Source organism: Blautia sp. MCC283 (assembly GCF_018785565.1).
Taxonomy (GTDB): Bacteria; Bacillota; Clostridia; order Lachnospirales; family Lachnospiraceae; genus Blautia_A.
Genome location: NZ_WQQB01000025.1, coordinates 151,360 through 168,389 on the forward strand (window position 1 = coordinate 151,360; position 17,030 = coordinate 168,389).

General features: G+C 41.3%; 17 protein-coding genes. 15 read left to right on the top strand and 2 right to left on the bottom strand.

Translation table 11 applies throughout. The annotated features are described in order from the left end of the window. Positions 1 to 416: 416 nt before the first annotated feature. The 4 genes from GPK81_RS08945 (at position 417) to GPK81_RS08960 (ending at position 3,859) form a co-directional block, all read left to right on the top strand. Positions 417 to 1,016, top strand: coding sequence for a peptidylprolyl isomerase (locus tag GPK81_RS08945; RefSeq protein ID WP_118064474.1), 600 nt, complete (start codon positions 417 to 419; stop codon positions 1,014 to 1,016). 14 nt (positions 1,017 to 1,030) lie between these two features. Continuing rightward, complete coding sequence (gene coaBC / locus GPK81_RS08950; protein WP_118064460.1) at positions 1,031 to 2,242, top strand: bifunctional phosphopantothenoylcysteine decarboxylase/phosphopantothenate--cysteine ligase CoaBC; 1,212 nt, start codon at positions 1,031 to 1,033, stop codon at positions 2,240 to 2,242. Between the two features lie 170 nt (positions 2,243 to 2,412). After that, entirely contained in the window at positions 2,413 to 3,054 is a 642-nt protein-coding gene (locus GPK81_RS08955; RefSeq protein WP_021978117.1) for an ECF transporter S component, read from the top strand. Between the two features lie 40 nt (positions 3,055 to 3,094). After that, the gene (locus GPK81_RS08960) at positions 3,095 to 3,859 is read left to right on the top strand and encodes a type III pantothenate kinase (protein WP_021978116.1); all 765 of its coding nucleotides are present in this window, start codon (positions 3,095 to 3,097) and stop codon (positions 3,857 to 3,859) included. Positions 3,860 to 3,941: 82 nt separating this feature from the next. On the opposite strand, the gene GPK81_RS08965 is transcribed toward GPK81_RS08960, so the two are convergent. Continuing rightward, positions 3,942 to 4,856, bottom strand: coding sequence for an RluA family pseudouridine synthase (locus GPK81_RS08965; RefSeq protein WP_118070110.1), 915 nt, complete (start codon positions 4,854 to 4,856; stop codon positions 3,942 to 3,944). A gap of 519 nt (positions 4,857 to 5,375) precedes the next feature. Between GPK81_RS08965 and GPK81_RS08970 the strand changes: the two genes are divergently transcribed. The 11 genes from GPK81_RS08970 to GPK81_RS09020 all read left to right on the top strand — a co-directional run bounded on the left by GPK81_RS08970 (position 5,376) and on the right by GPK81_RS09020 (position 16,452). Further along, a complete protein-coding gene (locus GPK81_RS08970) occupies positions 5,376 to 6,560 on the top strand; it encodes a zinc ribbon domain-containing protein (RefSeq protein WP_215706909.1) in 1,185 nt (394 codons plus the stop codon). A gap of 624 nt (positions 6,561 to 7,184) precedes the next feature. Beyond that, positions 7,185 to 7,331, top strand: a complete 147-nt coding sequence (locus tag GPK81_RS08975) for a hypothetical protein (RefSeq protein WP_178087457.1) — start codon at positions 7,185 to 7,187, stop codon at positions 7,329 to 7,331. 601 nt (positions 7,332 to 7,932) lie between these two features. Further along, on the top strand, positions 7,933 to 8,244 hold the full coding sequence (locus GPK81_RS08980; RefSeq protein ID WP_215706910.1) for a hypothetical protein: 312 nt from the start codon (positions 7,933 to 7,935) through the stop codon (positions 8,242 to 8,244). A gap of 170 nt (positions 8,245 to 8,414) precedes the next feature. Further along, entirely contained in the window at positions 8,415 to 8,801 is a 387-nt protein-coding gene (locus GPK81_RS08985) for a hypothetical protein (protein ID WP_021978111.1), read from the top strand. Positions 8,802 to 8,922: 121 nt separating this feature from the next. Further along, positions 8,923 to 9,501 (top strand): hypothetical protein, encoded by a 579-nt coding sequence (locus GPK81_RS08990; protein WP_021978110.1) that lies wholly within the window; start codon positions 8,923 to 8,925, stop codon positions 9,499 to 9,501. Positions 9,502 to 9,977: 476 nt separating this feature from the next. Then, positions 9,978 to 10,760 (top strand): YveK family protein, encoded by a 783-nt coding sequence (locus GPK81_RS08995; RefSeq protein ID WP_021978109.1) that lies wholly within the window; start codon positions 9,978 to 9,980, stop codon positions 10,758 to 10,760. 22 nt (positions 10,761 to 10,782) lie between these two features. Continuing rightward, on the top strand, positions 10,783 to 11,487 hold the full coding sequence (locus GPK81_RS09000; protein WP_118064510.1) for a CpsD/CapB family tyrosine-protein kinase: 705 nt from the start codon (positions 10,783 to 10,785) through the stop codon (positions 11,485 to 11,487). Between the two features lie 19 nt (positions 11,488 to 11,506). Next, a complete protein-coding gene (locus tag GPK81_RS09005) occupies positions 11,507 to 12,529 on the top strand; it encodes a hypothetical protein (RefSeq protein WP_242997111.1) in 1,023 nt (340 codons plus the stop codon). Between the two features lie 58 nt (positions 12,530 to 12,587). Then, complete coding sequence (locus GPK81_RS09010) at positions 12,588 to 13,613, top strand: LCP family protein (protein ID WP_215706911.1); 1,026 nt, start codon at positions 12,588 to 12,590, stop codon at positions 13,611 to 13,613. A 95-nt stretch (positions 13,614 to 13,708) separates the two neighbouring features. Then, positions 13,709 to 14,320, top strand: coding sequence for a hypothetical protein (locus tag GPK81_RS09015; protein WP_021978105.1), 612 nt, complete (start codon positions 13,709 to 13,711; stop codon positions 14,318 to 14,320). Between the two features lie 323 nt (positions 14,321 to 14,643). After that, positions 14,644 to 16,452 (top strand): Na/Pi cotransporter family protein, encoded by a 1,809-nt coding sequence (locus GPK81_RS09020; protein ID WP_021978104.1) that lies wholly within the window; start codon positions 14,644 to 14,646, stop codon positions 16,450 to 16,452. A 54-nt stretch (positions 16,453 to 16,506) separates the two neighbouring features. Here the strand turns inward: GPK81_RS09020 and GPK81_RS09025 are convergent, their stop codons facing one another. Continuing rightward, positions 16,507 to 16,986, bottom strand: a complete 480-nt coding sequence (locus GPK81_RS09025; protein WP_021978103.1) for a cyanase — start codon at positions 16,984 to 16,986, stop codon at positions 16,507 to 16,509. Positions 16,987 to 17,030 lie beyond the last annotated feature (44 nt).

The window sequence follows — 17,030 nt, forward strand, 5'->3', positions numbered from 1 at the left end:
TGAAAGGATAATGTTAAACTGAGAAAAGCTTACAGGGGGAGAGCGGGAAAGCTCATCCGGAAAACAAAAAACAGAAAATATAACAGAGTTTCCGGGATCTGATAAGGAGGATTTATAAAGTGAAACATAAAGTTTTATCAGTATTATTTGCAACAGTTTTTACAGCAGGAATGCTGGCGGGCTGCGGAAGTTCGGATACAGCTTCACAGAAGCAGGAGATGACTCTTGAGGAAGAGAGCACAGAGGGACAGACTGCTGTAGATGATGAAACCGCAGCGAAAGCAGTTTCCGAGGAGGAAGCTGAGCAGGCAGGATTTACCGATTCACTGGAAGACAGCGGGGAAGAGGAGTCAGGAGATTCAAAAGACACAGCTGAAAATGAATCTGCGGAAGATTCTGCTGAAGATACAAAATCCGTGGAAGAGAATGCAGAAGACAGTACGGAAACGGAATTTGATGATGGTTCAGATAAAGCTTCCGCAGCAGGAACTACAGTGATCGATACCAGCCAGCAGCTTACTGGTACCTACCATGCAGCGATCACAGTGAAGAACTACGGAGAGATCGATGTGGAACTGGATGCGGATACAGCCCCGATCACTGTAACCAACTTTGTTAAATTGGTACAGGATAACTTTTATGACGGGCTTACTTTCCACAGGATCATCGATGGATTTATGATCCAGGGTGGCGATCCGAAGGGCGACGGAACCGGCGGAGCAGATGAGGAGATCAAAGGAGAATTTTCCAATAATGGTGTGAAGAACGATATTTCCCATGTACGTGGAACCATCTCCATGGCCCGCAGCACAGACCCGGACAGCGCAAGCTCTCAGTTCTTTATCGTGCAGTCTGATTCTACATATCTGGATGGAGATTATGCTGCATTTGGCCATGTAACATCCGGAATGGATATTGTTGACAAGATCTGTAAGGATGCCAAGCCATCTGATGGCAATGGAACGATTGCCAAGGATCAGCAGCCGGTGATCGAAAGTATCCGCATGGTTGACTGACAGGAGGAAGAGGGATGCTGAAAGGGAAAACTGTACTTCTTGGGATCACAGGAAGTATTGCCGCATATAAGATCGCATATCTGGCAAGTGCGCTTAAGAAGCTTCATGCAGATGTCCATGTGCTGATGACGGAGAATGCCACGAATTTTATCAATCCGATCACGTTTGAGACACTGACCGGAAATAAATGTCTGGTGGATACTTTTGACCGGAATTTTCAGTTCCAGGTAGAACATGTTTCCATTGCAAAGAAAGCAGATGTCGTAATGATCGCACCGGCCAGTGCCAATGTGATCGGCAAGATTGCCAATGGCCTTGCCGATGATATGCTTACAACAACAGTTATGGCCTGTCGATGCCAGAAAATTTTTGCACCGGCCATGAATACTGCCATGTATGAAAACCCTATTGTGCAGGATAATATTAAGAAGCTGTTATCCTATGGTTATGAAGTGCTGACACCGGCAAGTGGATATCTGGCCTGCGGAGATACAGGTGCAGGGAAAATGCCTGAGCCGGAGACACTTCTGGAATACATTCTGAAAGAAGTCGCTTTTGAAAAAGATCTCGCCGGCAAAAAAGTTCTGGTAACAGCAGGACCGACACAGGAAGCGATCGATCCGGTCCGTTGCCTTACCAATCATTCTTCCGGAAAGATGGGATACGCAATTGCAAAGATGGCTATGCTCCGGGGAGCGGAGGTCACGCTGGTAAGTGGACCTACCGCCATCCAGCCACCACTCTTTGTAAATGTGATTCCTGTGACAACGGCCAGAGATATGTTTGAGGCAGTAACAGACTTAAGTGATCAGCAGGACATTATCATAAAAGCAGCAGCAGTGGCGGATTACCGTCCGAAGCAGGTCTGTGAAGATAAAGTCAAAAAGAAAGATGATCAGGTTTCCATAGAGCTTGAGAGGACAGATGACATTCTGAAATATCTGGGCCTGCACAAGAGAACCGGACAGTTCCTCTGCGGCTTTTCCATGGAAACAAAAGATATGATCGGTAATTCCAGGGCAAAACTTGAAAAGAAAAATCTGGATATGGTAGCAGCGAACAACTTAAAGGTTGAAGGTGCCGGATTCCAGGGCGATACCAATGTTCTGACCCTGATTACACAGGATGAGGAAGTGTCACTCCCTCTTATGAGTAAGGAGGATGCAGCCCTTAAAATCCTGGATAAAATTCTTGCACTTATTACGTGCAGGAATACCACGAAATAACCAGATCAAAAATTCAGATGATCAGGTTTTTAAATGAGTAAAGCGGATTCTGAAGGAGAGAAAAATCCGGACCGCTTTCCATCACCGTATTGTATCCGTAAAGAAAATACCGGGATATGCTGTGTCCCGGAAGATTTCTGAGACGGAACGGTAACAAGGAGGAAGAAAAAATGAAAAACAACAACAGATTTACAACAGCGCAGCTTACGTTACTTGGCCTGATGGCAGCAATTTTACTGCTTATGGCTTACACACCACTGGGATATCTGAATATCGGACCACTGGCTATTTCCTTTAACGTGATCCCGGTAGCGATCAGTGCAGTAGTTCTCGGTCCTGTGGGAGGAGCCGTAGCAGGTGCGATCTTCGGCCTCACCAGCTTTCTGCAGTGTATCGGAGTGGGAGGCTCCAGTGCGATGGGAGTTGTGCTTTTTGGTATCAATCCGGTATTTGCTTTTATCCAGCGATTTGTACCACGACTTCTCGATGGTATCTGCCTGGGATACATCTTCAGAGGTATGCGTAAAGTCAGCAATACTTATGTAGCCTGTGCTGTGACCGGATTTTTTTCCGCATTTCTGAATACGCTGTTCTTTATGGCAGCACTTGTAGGACTGTTCGGAAATACTGAATATGTTAAAAATCTGATGGGTGGCCATAACATTATCATCGGCTGCTGCCTGATGGTAGGAATCAATGCTGTATGTGAGATGGTTTCCTCCACCGTGATCACCGGTGCAGTAGGAGCCGCTCTTTCCAAAGCACATCTGATCCCTTCCACACAGATTAGCCGTGAGAAAGCAAAGGCATAAAACGTTTCATTATTTTATAAAAAGACGGGAAAAGAAAATTATGATTTTAGCAATTGATATTGGAAACACAAACATTGTTGTCGGATGTATTGATGACAAAAAAACATATTTTATTGAGCGGCTTTCCACTGTGCGGACCAAGACAGAACTGGAATATGCCGTTGATCTCAAGACAGTGCTGGATATTTATCACATCAAAAAAACAGATATTGAAGGTTGTATTATTTCCTCCGTTGTTCCGCAGATCACCAATATTGCCAAGCTGGCGGCAGAAAAAATCCTGAAAAAAGAGGTTATGGTACTGGGACCTGGAGTAAAAACAGGCCTGAATATCATGATGGATAATCCGGGACAGCTTGGAGCGGACCTTGTGGCAAATGCGGTAGCTGGTCTGAACGAGTATCCGGTCCCTTTTATTGTGATCGATATGGGAACTGCAACCACCGTCTCCGTTGTCAATGATAAGAAACAGTATATCGGTGGTATGATCATGCCAGGCGTAGGTGTATCTCTGGACGCACTGACAGCCAGAGCATCCCAGCTCAGCGGGATCAGTATTGACGCACCGAAACATGTACTTGGAAAAAATACCATCGAGTGCATGAAGAGCGGTGTGCTCTACAGCAATGCAGCGGCTATTGACGGAATTGTTGACCGTGTGGAAGAGGAACTTGGAGAAAAGGCAACCGTGATCGCAACTGGCGGCCTTGCAAAGAAGATCGTTTCTCACTGTAAGAAAGAGATCATCCTGGATGAGGATCTTCTGCTTAAAGGACTGCTTGTGATTTATGAGAAAAATAAATAATTAACAGAAATGGTGAAACAGCTGTCTGTGTGCAGGGAATGTAATGCACATAAGGCAGCTGTTTTTTTGTGTTTGTTTATTTTTACAGGCTTTTTTCTGCAAATGCTTTCTGGAAATCTTCCGGTACAGGGGCCAGAAAACGCAGAGGTTTTTTTGTGATGGGGTGGCAGAATTCCAACTGAAAAGAGTGGAGTGCCTGCCGGCTGATCCGGTCAAAAACCGGATGATAAAGGAAATCTCCGGGGAGAGGACAGCCGATGTATTTCATATGGACACGGATCTGATGTGTACGTCCCGTGTCCAGATGAAGTTCCACAAGAGAATAGCCGTTACTGACAGCAAGGCGTTCATAATGAGTTACCGCAGTTTCTCCATGCTCCCAGTTTACTTCTCTGGTGATAACGGAGTCATCCATTCGTGCAATGGGCGCGGAAACGGTTCCTCTTTCCGGTGGAATTCCATCTGTAAGAGCCAGATAAGTGCGGCGGATCTGGCGCTGTTTCATCTGAGCAGACAGAAGTGCACCACTTAAGGGATTTTTTGCCAGGACGAGGACACCGGTAGTGTCCCGGTCCAGCCGGTTGATACAGCGGTAGACAAAATTTCCCCCCTGCTGTTTATAATACCAGGCCACTCCGTTGGCAAGAGTATTCTCGTAGTTCCCGGCAGAAGGATGCACAGGCATATCAGCAGGTTTGTTCAGGACAAGGATATCTTCATCCTCATACAGGATATCCAGCGGCAGCTGCACCGGGATGATGGAAGCAGCCGATCCGTTATCAGCTGCTCCGTTTTCTTCCGGGACAAGGATCCGAAGAACATCCCCCTCTTTCAGAACCGTCCTGCCAAAAGCCGGATGCCCGTTCAGCAGGATCGCATGCTCTGCACGCTTCATAGTTGTCAATATATGTTTGGAAAAACCATTTTTTCTGAGAAAAGAAAGAACGGAAGTTTCGGAATCTCCGGATAAGATGGTATAGGTAATAATTCTCTGCATATGTGTTTCCTTTTTTGGGGTGGATTTTTTGATGTTTATTATAGTGGAAATAACACTGTGTTAACAGTATAACATTTGAAAGAATAATTTACCAGACGGATGCAGCAGGGAGTTTAGATACTGCCCGGGAGAAATGGTGTCGTAAAATATCTTCATAAATCACAGACTAAAAAGACATATTTCTACAACCTTTTGTAATGATACCATCGTCATTTTCCTTTGTCAAGGCGTGCAAATGACGCTTTATAAGCTAAAAATGACGATTTCTACAACTATTTTCAACAATTTATGCCAAAAAAATCTTTGATCATACATCCAAAATCTTATTAGTGGTCACTTTTCTTTTACTCAAATCCTTGTAAAATCAATGTTTCTACGTATTTTCTATTTTTTTAAAGTAGTCAATAAGTGGTCAGATATAGAACTGACATAACTGGAAAAGCCGCTTAATATAAGAGATTTCGCTGCTTTTTCGCTTATGAAAATATTAAGCGAACAATAACAGCAGAAAGTGATTCCATGAAGACAGGATACAGTATCAGGACATGGCGCATGCGGCTTTTCTGTTCTGAAAAGCAGATACTTGCGGAAACAGAGAAGTTATATTGCGAGGCAGTTGTTTTTTATTATGAGCTTTTAAAGGACAGAAATGAACTCTGGACAGAAAATCTTCTTACGATCCAGGGACAGCTGGAGAAATTAACGGTTCCTGGAAAAGATGGAAGAGTTCCTGAATATCTTCCACCAGGGGGAAAACTTCCGGTTTACTTTCGACGGTCCGCAATGAATAAGGCGTCTATGGCAGTAAAAACAGCGGCTGCTTCCGGATGTTTTCCACAGAAGATTGAAGCGAATATTACTTTTTTTAAAGGGATGTACAGAGATTTTACATCCACTTCTGTAGTTTTGAAACTTTGGAATGGAAAGAAATGGATCTGGACGGAATGCGGACTTACAGGACGCTCTTTTCCGGTAAATGCGGCGGTACTTTCACCGACTCTGGTTCACGAGGGAAAATGGCTGATGTTGCATGTTCCTGTGAAGCAGGAAAATTCGGATGCCAGGACTGCAAAAGAACGGATGAAAGAAGGCTGCAGAGTATGTGGTGTGCGTTTTACAAATACGGATAGTTTTGCGGTATGCAGTGTGCTGGATGAACGGTCCAGACCAGTCAGTGTGAAAAACTGTCACGGAGGAAATGCATATCGTCATCACTGCAAAACATTGCTGAAAAAAATAGAAGCATCCAAAGTTTTTACGGATAAAGACAACGTGGATCAGCCAAATAAAAAATATTACATGCGTTATAAACACCTGAACGAGCATTATGCACATCAGGTAAGCAGAGAAATTCTGGATTTTTGCAAAGAGAACCAGGCAGGAATTATTGTTCTTCCGGAATATGATGAGGATTTTTACCGTATGACCATATACAGAAGCGGCAATGATTCCCCGCTTCATCTGAGCACAAAGATACGAAATTATCTGAAATATAAAGCCTGGGCAGAAGGAATCCTTGTTTTGGAACTACGCGCCGATGGAACAGAAAAATACTGCTCAATCTGCGGTTCACCCGGAAAAAAACAGAGCAAATTGTTCATCTGCCAGAACGGCCACCAGATCAACCGCTTTCTGAACGGCTCCAGAAACCTGGCCTGCAAATGCCAGCAAAGCTTTCAGAAAAGATCTGGATCAAAAAGTTAATAAGCGGCAGAAATGCCTCTTATATAGATGCTGAGAAATCAGCAAAAGAGGAAGCACCAGTGACGCAACCTCTTCGGGTTGAATACCGCCCGGCGGCCCCCGCAGGCGTCGCCAGAGAACCATGTGGCCTCCTTTTGGGGGTGGATGGGGTGCATTCGAAGTTATAGAAATGAAGTTTGATATTCCGAATGTGGATTGCAATTTTATTGTAATTACTGTCCCCTAAAAATGTCTACGGGGCAAAATCAGTCGTGGTCTGATGGCCTATGGTGGAGTTGAATATACATACAAATATACGCCTTTTTGCATAAATATGCGCTGTATTTTACTGTGAAAATCATGTTTTGTGCAGTAGGGCGTTAATACTGATAACTGCATTTATCTGCGTGTCGTTGAGTAACGGTCGAAAACTGCTAATATTCCATTGTGTAGACATCATAAGAGATGACTAAATCATTGTGTAGGTTGCAATAAGAATGATCGGGTTGTTTGTATGATTATTACAAAAATAAAGGAATGTTATAAGGATTGCATCTATCATTTTGGTGCAAGCGTAATTCATGAGTAACGTAGCAATATTTTGCGCTTACGCTAAACCTGTCGAAGGCAAAGATTGCAGTAAGATTGTATAAACGTACAGCACGTCAGCCGGGTGTACGTGCAGAGATGCTGGCAGGCTTTCCGGAAGAGATTGAGGAATACATCATTCCTCCAGAAGAAAAGTGCGATATCTGTGGCGGGGAAATGAAAGTGATCGAGAAACGTGTGTAAGTGCCTCAAACAATGATGTAGATATCATAACAGAAAAACTGTTATGTTGCACTACGCCATGTTTTGAAGCACTTACCGAAAGAAATGATAAAAAATGGTCACACGGTGAGAAATTTGAAATGTCCAAAAATACAGTAAATATAAGGGGTTCAAGGCTCTTGAGACTAATGGAAACGTGTCGTTGAGGAATAATATGAAAATTGTTATAATACAGTTAACATTTAGCGCTGGATGAAAGACAATTGAAGGAATGTAATTAAAAATGAAATATAAAATCAGATCTTAGGATTTTGAGAGAATGCTTTAAATTATCCAAGGAATACGTAGCAAATGAAATAGGCTATTCAGTAAGAAATTTAGAAAGGATAGAAAAAAAAATGCAATTGTCACAGAGGAAACAGCGAAAAAATTATGTGATCTGTATAAGATAGAATACCAGGATTATTTTTATAAAACAGATAAGAATTTTGATGATAACTTTAATAGAATTTTAGCCGAAAGCGGAACTGTACCGAAAAATATTATTGATAGTACGGATAGATATTACCTTATTTATGTTAGGAGAACAGGATTTTATCAGGATTGTATTGCAGGTAAGGTAATGTGGGTAGGAGATTATAATCGAAATAAAGAACGAAGAATTTTAAGAGAGGTTAATGTAATAAATGCAGTGAAATTGAAACCAGAAGCACAGTTGATAAATAATAAAAATGAGTGGACATATTGGTATTTTAATTTAACGATTGGTAAATTATATGAGGCGATTGTGTCTGAGCCGTGCATGAAAGATTGTCTCGAAGACTGTCTAAGGGAAATAATAGTAACGCAAGACGATCTTATGAAATATGACGTCTTTACGGACATTGCAGTCTTGGGAGGAAAAAATAAATATCGTAAAAAAGCTACTAGATAATATGTTTATTCTGACACAGGGTGTATAACAAAGTTAATGTTTTATGGTATAGCATTTTATCAGCTCTTGCACTATATTTTATCACCGTTGTAAAGAGATTGAATTATTTAAGAGATTTGCTATAATTAGTAGAAAACAACATTATACCAACTCAAAGGACAATAACATTTATGCAATACACAGACTTACAACAATATCAGCAACAGCAACAGGCAATAAAAGACTTACAGAAATACCACGACCCGGAACATCTCTGGGAGTGTATTCTTGCTTTTCAGGGATATGAATTTCAGACAGTTTCCGGGCTCCCGTTTACCTATCAGTTGAAGAAGGGGAGAAATGGCGAGCTGACGAAAGAATTATGGATTGACAGGCGAAAAAACAGTAAAAGCTTGGCGTGGAGTTCTGTGATGAAAGCGTTTGAAAAGACAGCGGGTAAACCGATGGTGCCACGGCCTAAGGCGTTGGGGGATATTCGTGGAGTTTCCTATCTTTATGGAATGTTTTATCAGTTCGGTTTGATTGAAATTCCTTCAAAACACGAGGATTTGAAATAAAAATCTGATCATAGATAATATTTATATCAGAAGTAGTCAACCGAATCAGGGAAGTCTCCTTGCTTCAATCGCGAATATCCGCTGGACTTGAGTTGTATAACAATAATCAACTGGAGGAATTATGAAAGATATTATTCAGATTATAATAGAAAGTTCATCTGGTTTTGGACCTGTGCAGGATGCTTTTACTGATAAACTGATCCTTACAGAAGATTCAATTTCATATGAATACAATCCGGAAATTGAAACCAGGTTCAATCCAAAAATAAAATGGAGTTATAAAATAGATAAACCGTTTTTTAAAGCCCAGTATGAGCGTATAGTTGGAATGATATCTGCTGTTATAGAAAAGCAGGAAAATGAATTTTGTACGGATATCGGAGGAATAGAATTTGATATTGTATATTCTGACCAAACAAAATTCAATTACATATATATGGTTCCCGGTGATCGTTTTAAAGAATTATTTGATGAAATAGAACAATTAGTACCTGGAACAGAATGCACGCCGGCAGTACTATTAACTTCAAGAAATCATAATGGCAGGTATGTCAATGATCTTGAGGCATTTATGGAGTATATCCATAAAGAGGAGATGAACAATAGAAGTAAGAATCCTGAGAGGACACCGGGCTGGCTCAGAAAAATTAAAGAATTTGTCAGAAGTATCCACAAGGAAAAAGACGACAGAAAACTTTAACCAAATCAAGTAAGTCCCCTGCTTCAATTGCGAAAAGCAATAAGCAGTGGGTGGGGACTTGCTTGTATCAGGAGGAGTGCAAGCTCTTCCTGATAAACTGCGGAGCAGTTATTTGGTTATGAGCAAGTAGCGAAGCGGATTGCGAATATCCGCTTGACTAATCACATACAATTTCGGGGTAATATTTTTTATTTGTGATAAATAAACGCAATTTATGCTTTGATAAAATGAATTTCAGACAACAGACCATGGTGTTTGAACATATTCATAGAGCTTTATATTTTGTGGAATATTTTATTAGTCCCGTCTGATCGAATTTCTTTCAAACACGAAAATCTGACGTGAAAATCGGATCATGCAATTGACTTTTGGGGCATCCTACGGTAGAATATATTCGGTTTATCAAAAAATATGTTACTGTGAAGAATTGTCAGTAACGAAGTATTACATTATTAAAGAAGGAAAAGGAAATTACAATGGTGAACAATTTGGACGGTAAATTAGAAAACAGTAAAATACCTGCGGTAGTTGCATCAGATGTCAATGATGATGAAGTGGAAATTGATTTAAGAGAGATTCTTCAGGCTCTGAAGAGAAAAATCCTGCTGATTCTGATGGTAGCGTTGATCGGTGGATGTGGTGCCGGAGCATATACGCAGTTTATGATGACACCAATTTATAGTTCCACATCCAGTATGTTGGTACTTTCCAAGGAAACTACATTGACTTCTCTGGCGGATCTGCAGCTGGGAGCTAGCCTGACCAGCGATTATACGGTACTGATTACCAGTACACCGGTTCTGGAACAAGTTATCGAGAATCTGAAACTGGATATGACAGCAGAAGATCTGAGAAAGACGATTTCCATTAACAATCCAACAGATACTCGTATTCTGGAGATCACAGTAAATAATGCGGATTCCGCTCTTGCAAAGGAAATCGTAGATGAAGTTGCCAATGTTTCATCTTCCTTTATCGGAGACAAAATGGAAGTTGTTCCGCCTAAGATCATCGAGGTTGGTAAGATTGCTACGATCAGAACATCACCAAGCGTGAAGAAAAATGCAGAAATCGGTTTCCTTCTCGGATTTGTAGCATGTGCGGCGATTGTTGTAGTTCTTACGATAATGGATGATACGATCAAGACAGAAGAGGATATTGAGAAATATCTGGGAATTTCCGTACTTGCAAAGGTTCCTGACAGAAAAGACTTTGTAAATGTAAAAAGTAAAAAGAATAAGAAAAAAAGTCATCGCTAAAGCAAATGGAGGAATCTGAACAATGAAGAAAATCACGTTAACAGATAAACGTAAAAATAATTATTACTATAACGAAGCGATCAAAACGCTGCGTACGAATATTCAGCTGTCCGGCCAGAGCATAAAGACAATTCTGATCACAAGCTGTTTTCCAAATGAGGGAAAGAGTGATGTTGTTTTAAGTCTTGCACAGGAACTTGGAAGTATCGGAAAGAAGGTACTTCTTCTGGATGCGGATATCCGTAAAACCGCTTATGTAGGCCGTCTCGGGGTTGAAGAAGAGGTACGGGGCCTTTCTCAGTTCTTAAGTGGACAGGCAAATATCAATGATATTATTTATGAAACCAATTTTGAGAATATGGATATCATTTTTGGTGGTCCTTCTGCACCGAACCCGTCAGGCTTACTCAGTGAAAATGTCTTTCAGGTTTTTCTGAAGAAGGTCCGTGAATACTACAGTTACATATTGATTGACACTCCGCCAATTGGAACTGTTGTTGATGCGGCAGTGATCGGAAGATATTGTGATGGTGCTGTTTTCCTGATCGAGCCGGGAAATGTCAGATATAAAGATGCACAGAGAGCACTTTCACAGCTTGAAAGAAGCGGCTGTCAGATTCTTGGTGCAGTTATGAATAAGATCGACACGAAAGCGGATAAATATTATTCCTCCTATTACAAACATTATGGAGAATATTACCGTCGGGCGGAAGAAGAGAATAAATAAAAAAGAAAGCTGGGAAAAAGTGAACGGAAATAAAAGAAACAGTAAAAAACTTAATATACTGTTGGCAATCATCTGTATTTTGCTGATCGGAGTTCTTGGCTCTATTTTTATGATGAGCCGTGAATCTGAAAAAGCGGAAGCACACCGTCTGGAAAAGCTTGCCGGAAGTGAGCAGAAGGGTATTGAAGATTATGAGGCTGTAAAAGAACACGCTTCACAGCTGGAGAAAGAAGACGGGGCGGCAGATGATAGTTCAAAGTCTTCTGACAGTGTAGATGCTAAGTCCGATGCGGATTCAGCAGACAGCAGCGATAAGGCAGATGACAAAAAAGCAAATGCAGCAACTGATTCTGATACAACAGAATCTGCGGATAGTACAGACAGCACGGATGAAACAGCAGCTGATACCGCAGACACAAAAAAAGAAATTTCAGGTATTGTGTGCTGGGGAGATGATCTGATCAATGGAGAGGAATCAAATACCTATTCCTATATGGCAGTACTTCAGAAACTTCTCACAGAGAATGGATACAGCAACCTTACCGTGATCAATAAAACGCTTCAGGGTGGTGGAACTCTTTCCATGATGAAAATGGCGGGAGTAAGTGACGATACGATCCAGGGATATATCACCAAACATCAGCAGGCTGCTAATGGTGCACAGCTGAATGTAACAGAAACTGGAATCCGTGACCTGACAGAAGAAGAGACAACCAGAAATGATTTGGACTGTATCCCGGTTATTTTTATGGGATATTATGGTGGCTGGAATCATGACCCGGCCGAACTTGCAGAGCAGCAGGAGAATATTCTGAATACATTCCAGGATAAGGAAGAATTCCTTGTAGTGGGAACCAGACCAATGGATGGCACTGTGACATCAGATGCTTTGGATCAGGTGCTCAGTCAGAAATGGGGAGAACATTATATCAGCCTGGCATCTGTGACACCACAGCCTGCATCCACAAAGGAAGCACAGCAGGCAATGGCTGAGGCAATCCTCCAAAAACTGGAAGAATTAAATTATATCAGCAAAAATTAAGATACAGGCGAAGAATTTGTTTTATGGATATCCATGGAATAAGACTGAAGGATAGGAAATGAAGAATTCAGGAAGAAACACTGCACATCAGAGAAAAATATATCTGACTGTGCTGATCATAATAATTATTCTGGCAGCTGTTTTCGTCGGCGTATATTATCTTTGGAAACAGACAAAAACAGAATCCAAAATGAAAGTTTCCGGTCAGGCAGAACGAAGTCAGACACAGAATGACGCAGATACCATAGAGTATCAGGGAAGCACTTACAAATATAATGACCATTTGAGTAACTACCTGTTTATGGGAATTGATACCAGAGAAAATGTTGATACATATGAATCTCAGAAAGATGCCGGTCAGGCGGATTCCATTTTTCTGGTTTCCATGGACAGAGCAACAGAGCAACTGAAAGTTCTGTTTATTCCAAGAGATTCCATGACAAAAATTGAAGTATTCAATCCAAGTGGAAAAAGTCTTGGTATGACTACCGATCATATTAATATCCAGTATGCGTATGGCGATGGAAAACAGAAAAGCTGTGAGCTTATGAAAACAGCAGTTTCCAATATGCTGGATGGTGTCCCGATCCAGGGATACTGTTCTATGAATATGGACGGAATTGCGGCTCTGACAGATTTTGTAGGTGGTGTGGAGATTACAGTACCAGATAGCAGTCTTGAGGATGTGAATCCGGATTTTAAAGAAGGTTCAACCGTAACATTGACAGGTGAAAATGCAGAGCAGTTTGTACACTATCGTGATACAAAAAAGAGTCAGAGTGCACTTGTAAGACAGGAACGTCAGAAAACTTATATTCAGGCTCTGTTGAAAAAATGCCAGGATGAGGCGAGTCAAAATGCCGGATTCGTTGCTGATCTTTACAGCAGTATTAAAGATTATACAGTAACCAGTATGGGAAATGATGTTTTTGCAAAACTTCTCGTTGCTTCACAGAATGGTATTTCCGATACTCAGACAGTTCCGGGACAGGGAACTGAAGGAGAGAATTTTGATGAATATCATATTGATGAAGATGCATTGACAGAAATGATTATTTCCATGTTTTATGAGAAAAATGATTGATATTTTTTTCAGTTTGATTTATTATTATATCTAAGAGATTGATAGTACAGAAAGTGCTATTATCTAAATATTTCACTCAAAAGGAGAGGTGCATTATGAAAATTGCAAAGAAATTCATGGCACTTGCGTTAGCAGCAGTTCTCAGTGTAGGATGTGCTTTTTGTGTCAGCGCAGACGGAAGTCGTACTAAGGATGTTACGGTAAGCCAGGAGCAGTCTCAGATCTATGAGATCATTCAGAAGATCGAAGATACAGAAGGAGTTAAGGATCTTCAGCAGAAGTATCCGACAATTGCAGAAGCATTCCAGAAAGTTGGAGAAGGCAAAATGGATATGCCTGAATTCATCGATGTTCTGAAGGCTCTTGCAACAGATGAGAAAGATGAAACTCTGAAAGCAAAACTTGAGGAAGTAATCGAGAAACTTGACGGAAAAGATTTCGTTACAGGCTTTACACAGTTTAAAGTTCTTGATGCTACCAGAGCTGAAAAGAATGCAGATGGCAAATATGAGGTTGAAATTTCTATCCCAAGCATCACAGATGACATGGAGAACATTCAGTTGTTATGCTATAACGCAGAGAAAAATGAGTGGTCAGTTGTAGATCCGATCAGTGTTGATAAAGAGAATAAAACACTCAAAGTTGCATTAGATGATCTTTGCTACTTCTCAGTTATTGCCGATGCGAAAGCAGACACAACAAAATAATTCTCAAAAATAATAAAAACAGCTTTGCGATATGGAACAAATATCGTGGAGCTGTTTTTTCTATATGGCATAAATTTTGTGAATAATTACTCAAAAATACTCAGATTGAAGGCTGACTTTTGAAAATCAAAGGACAGTCTTCAAATTTTTTTTATTTTTGAAATAAATCAGCTGTTGTAATATGGGAAGCGATGTGGCATAATAAATGGGAAAATGTTAAAAATAAGAAAAATCCAGATTAAGGAAATGTAAAATTACATTTTCGGGATAACACGGCTCCTGGCAGATGCTGACAGGAAGCGAGTATGACAAAGGAGAAAATTATGGCAATTTTTTCAATGATCTTATCTTTGTTGTGTGGAGTATCATTATTTTTGTTTGGAATGTCCTTAATGGGCGATGGTCTGAAGCTGGCAGCTGGAAATAAGCTCGAAGCGTTTCTCTATAAGATGACCAATACTCCACTGAAGGGTGTCGCACTTGGCACTGGTGTTACCAGTGTGATTCAGTCGTCTTCCGCGACGACAGTTATGGTAATCGGTTTTGTAAACTCCGGTATGATGAAGCTGAAACAGGCGATCGGTATCATCATGGGAGCGAATATCGGAACCAGTATCACCGGCTGGATCTTATGTCTTTCTTATATCGAAGGATCCAATGGTATCGCAAGTATTCTTTCCACAGCAACAATTTCAGCTGTTGTGGCAGTTGTTGGCATTATTTTCCGCATGTTCTGTAAGCGAACCTTACATAAGAATGTAGGAAATATCATGCTTGGTTTTGCGATCCTGATGACAGGTATGCAGATGATGAGTGGTGCGGTATCCCCACTGCGTGAGAGCCCGGTATTTATCAAGATGCTGACTATGTTTTCCAATCCGATCGCAGGTATCCTGGTTGGTATTGCATTTACCGCGGTACTGCAGAGCGCATCTGCAACAGTCGGTGTACTTCAGGCGCTGTCTGTAACCGGAATCCTGACATTTGCAAGTGCGTTTCCAATCGTTCTTGGTATTGGTGTCGGTGCTGCATGTCCGGTCCTTATTTCTGCGATTGGTGCAAATAAGAACGGTAAGAGAACTGCTCTTGTGTATCTGATCAATGATCTGTTTGGTCTTATCATGTGGTCTGTGATCTTCTACACAGTGAATGCATTTGTACATTTTACATTTATGGATATGACGATGACACCGGTAGCGATCGCCCTTCTGAACACAGTCTTCCGTCTGGCAACAGTTATCGTGCTGTTCCCGTTCATTCCAAAGATCGAGAAGCTGGTATGCTGGCTTGTGAAGGATAACAAAGAGGACTTGGAAGATGAGGCGGACTTTGATCTTCTGGAGGAGCGTCTTCTGAATTACCCGGCCCTTGCCATCGCACAGTGCCACCGTGTAATGAACGGAATGTCCAAGAAACTCCGCAAAAATGTCAACAGAGCTATGAACCTTCTGAATGACTATCAGCAGGATAAATACGATAAGGTTCAGCGAAAAGAGGATCTGATCGACAAGTATGAAAGTCGTCTTGGAGAATATCTGATCCAGCTGACCAAGAGAGAGATGAATTCTGCACAGACAAGACAGACTTCTCTGTATCTGCATACGATCAATGACTTTGAGCGTATTGGTGATCATGCTTCTTATATTGCACATATGTCCAGCGAGATGCATGATAATCACACGAATTTTTCTCAGGAAGCCTGGGATGAGCTGAATGTTGTTATGGAAGCGGTCCGTGAGGATATCAACATAACCTGCAATGCTTTTATGAAAGATGATAAGGAAATGGCACAGAGAGTAGCACCTCTGGGAGCTGTGATCACAGGACTTTGTGATATGCTGAAAATGCGCCACGCAGAGCGCCTGAGCCAGGGCAAATGCGGACTGGAAGAAGGAACGGTGTTCAGTGATATCCTGAACAGTTTTGGCCGTATCGCAACGCACTGTGCAAGTGCTATGGTTGCGCTTATGAAGAGTGGAGAAACCGGTTCGGATCTTCATATCCATGATTCCAAGATTTATCCGACCAACAGTGTGGAATATTATCAGTACTTCAAGGAGTACGGACAGAAATACGATATCGAAAATCAGGAAGGTCATGTGCTCAGCATGGAGCCGGAAGAAGTAGAATAAAGATTTGCAAAAAAACGCCAGTTTCAAATTAACTCGAAACTGGCGTTTTTGTTCCTACCACGGATATTTTCCCTTTTTAGCATAAGGAAGAAGTTTACCATCGAATTTAATGATAACACGGTGATTTCCTTCCGCGTCTTCGGTCACATCTACATCCAGACCGAAATCAATGGCACTCATGATGGCGTTTCCGCCCTGTTCATGAATGATATCTTTGATAGCGGGACCGTAAGTATCAATGACTTCATGAAGCCGGTAAAGAATCGGATCAGTATTTCCTTTATACGGATGGCTGTTGAGAAATGCAGTAGCGGATGGACTGATTTTAAGCGCTTCTGCAAGTTTCAGGGTATATTCTTCCGGAACATACTGCTGTCCTTCAAATACAGAAGCGAGCCATACTTTATTGACTCCTATGAGTTCGGCTAATTGTTCGTAAGTCAGCCCGGAAGCTTTTTTTGCTGCTTTTAAAGCTTCCAGTTCGTCAGCATGTTCCAGTCGGGTAAGATAATCAGCGTTATTCATTGGTGTCATAATAGATTCCTCCTTAAATAAATAATTGTATATAACAAAAAAAC

Coding starts and splice junctions, on each gene's coding strand:
- GPK81_RS08985 (WP_021978111.1), top strand. CDS start 8,415: ATGCAATACACAGACTTACAACAATATCAGCAACAGCAACAGGCAATA.
- GPK81_RS08960 (WP_021978116.1), top strand. CDS start 3,095: ATGATTTTAGCAATTGATATTGGAAACACAAACATTGTTGTCGGATGT.
- GPK81_RS08970 (WP_215706909.1), top strand. CDS start 5,376: ATGAAGACAGGATACAGTATCAGGACATGGCGCATGCGGCTTTTCTGT.
- GPK81_RS08990 (WP_021978110.1), top strand. CDS start 8,923: ATGAAAGATATTATTCAGATTATAATAGAAAGTTCATCTGGTTTTGGA.
- GPK81_RS09025 (WP_021978103.1), bottom strand. CDS start 16,986: ATGACACCAATGAATAACGCTGATTATCTTACCCGACTGGAACATGCT.
- GPK81_RS08980 (WP_215706910.1), top strand. CDS start 7,933: ATGTGGGTAGGAGATTATAATCGAAATAAAGAACGAAGAATTTTAAGA.
- GPK81_RS09010 (WP_215706911.1), top strand. CDS start 12,588: ATGAAGAATTCAGGAAGAAACACTGCACATCAGAGAAAAATATATCTG.
- GPK81_RS09000 (WP_118064510.1), top strand. CDS start 10,783: ATGAAGAAAATCACGTTAACAGATAAACGTAAAAATAATTATTACTAT.
- GPK81_RS09020 (WP_021978104.1), top strand. CDS start 14,644: ATGGCAATTTTTTCAATGATCTTATCTTTGTTGTGTGGAGTATCATTA.
- GPK81_RS08995 (WP_021978109.1), top strand. CDS start 9,978: ATGGTGAACAATTTGGACGGTAAATTAGAAAACAGTAAAATACCTGCG.
- GPK81_RS08955 (WP_021978117.1), top strand. CDS start 2,413: ATGAAAAACAACAACAGATTTACAACAGCGCAGCTTACGTTACTTGGC.
- coaBC (WP_118064460.1), top strand. CDS start 1,031: ATGCTGAAAGGGAAAACTGTACTTCTTGGGATCACAGGAAGTATTGCC.
- GPK81_RS09015 (WP_021978105.1), top strand. CDS start 13,709: ATGAAAATTGCAAAGAAATTCATGGCACTTGCGTTAGCAGCAGTTCTC.
- GPK81_RS08965 (WP_118070110.1), bottom strand. CDS start 4,856: ATGCAGAGAATTATTACCTATACCATCTTATCCGGAGATTCCGAAACT.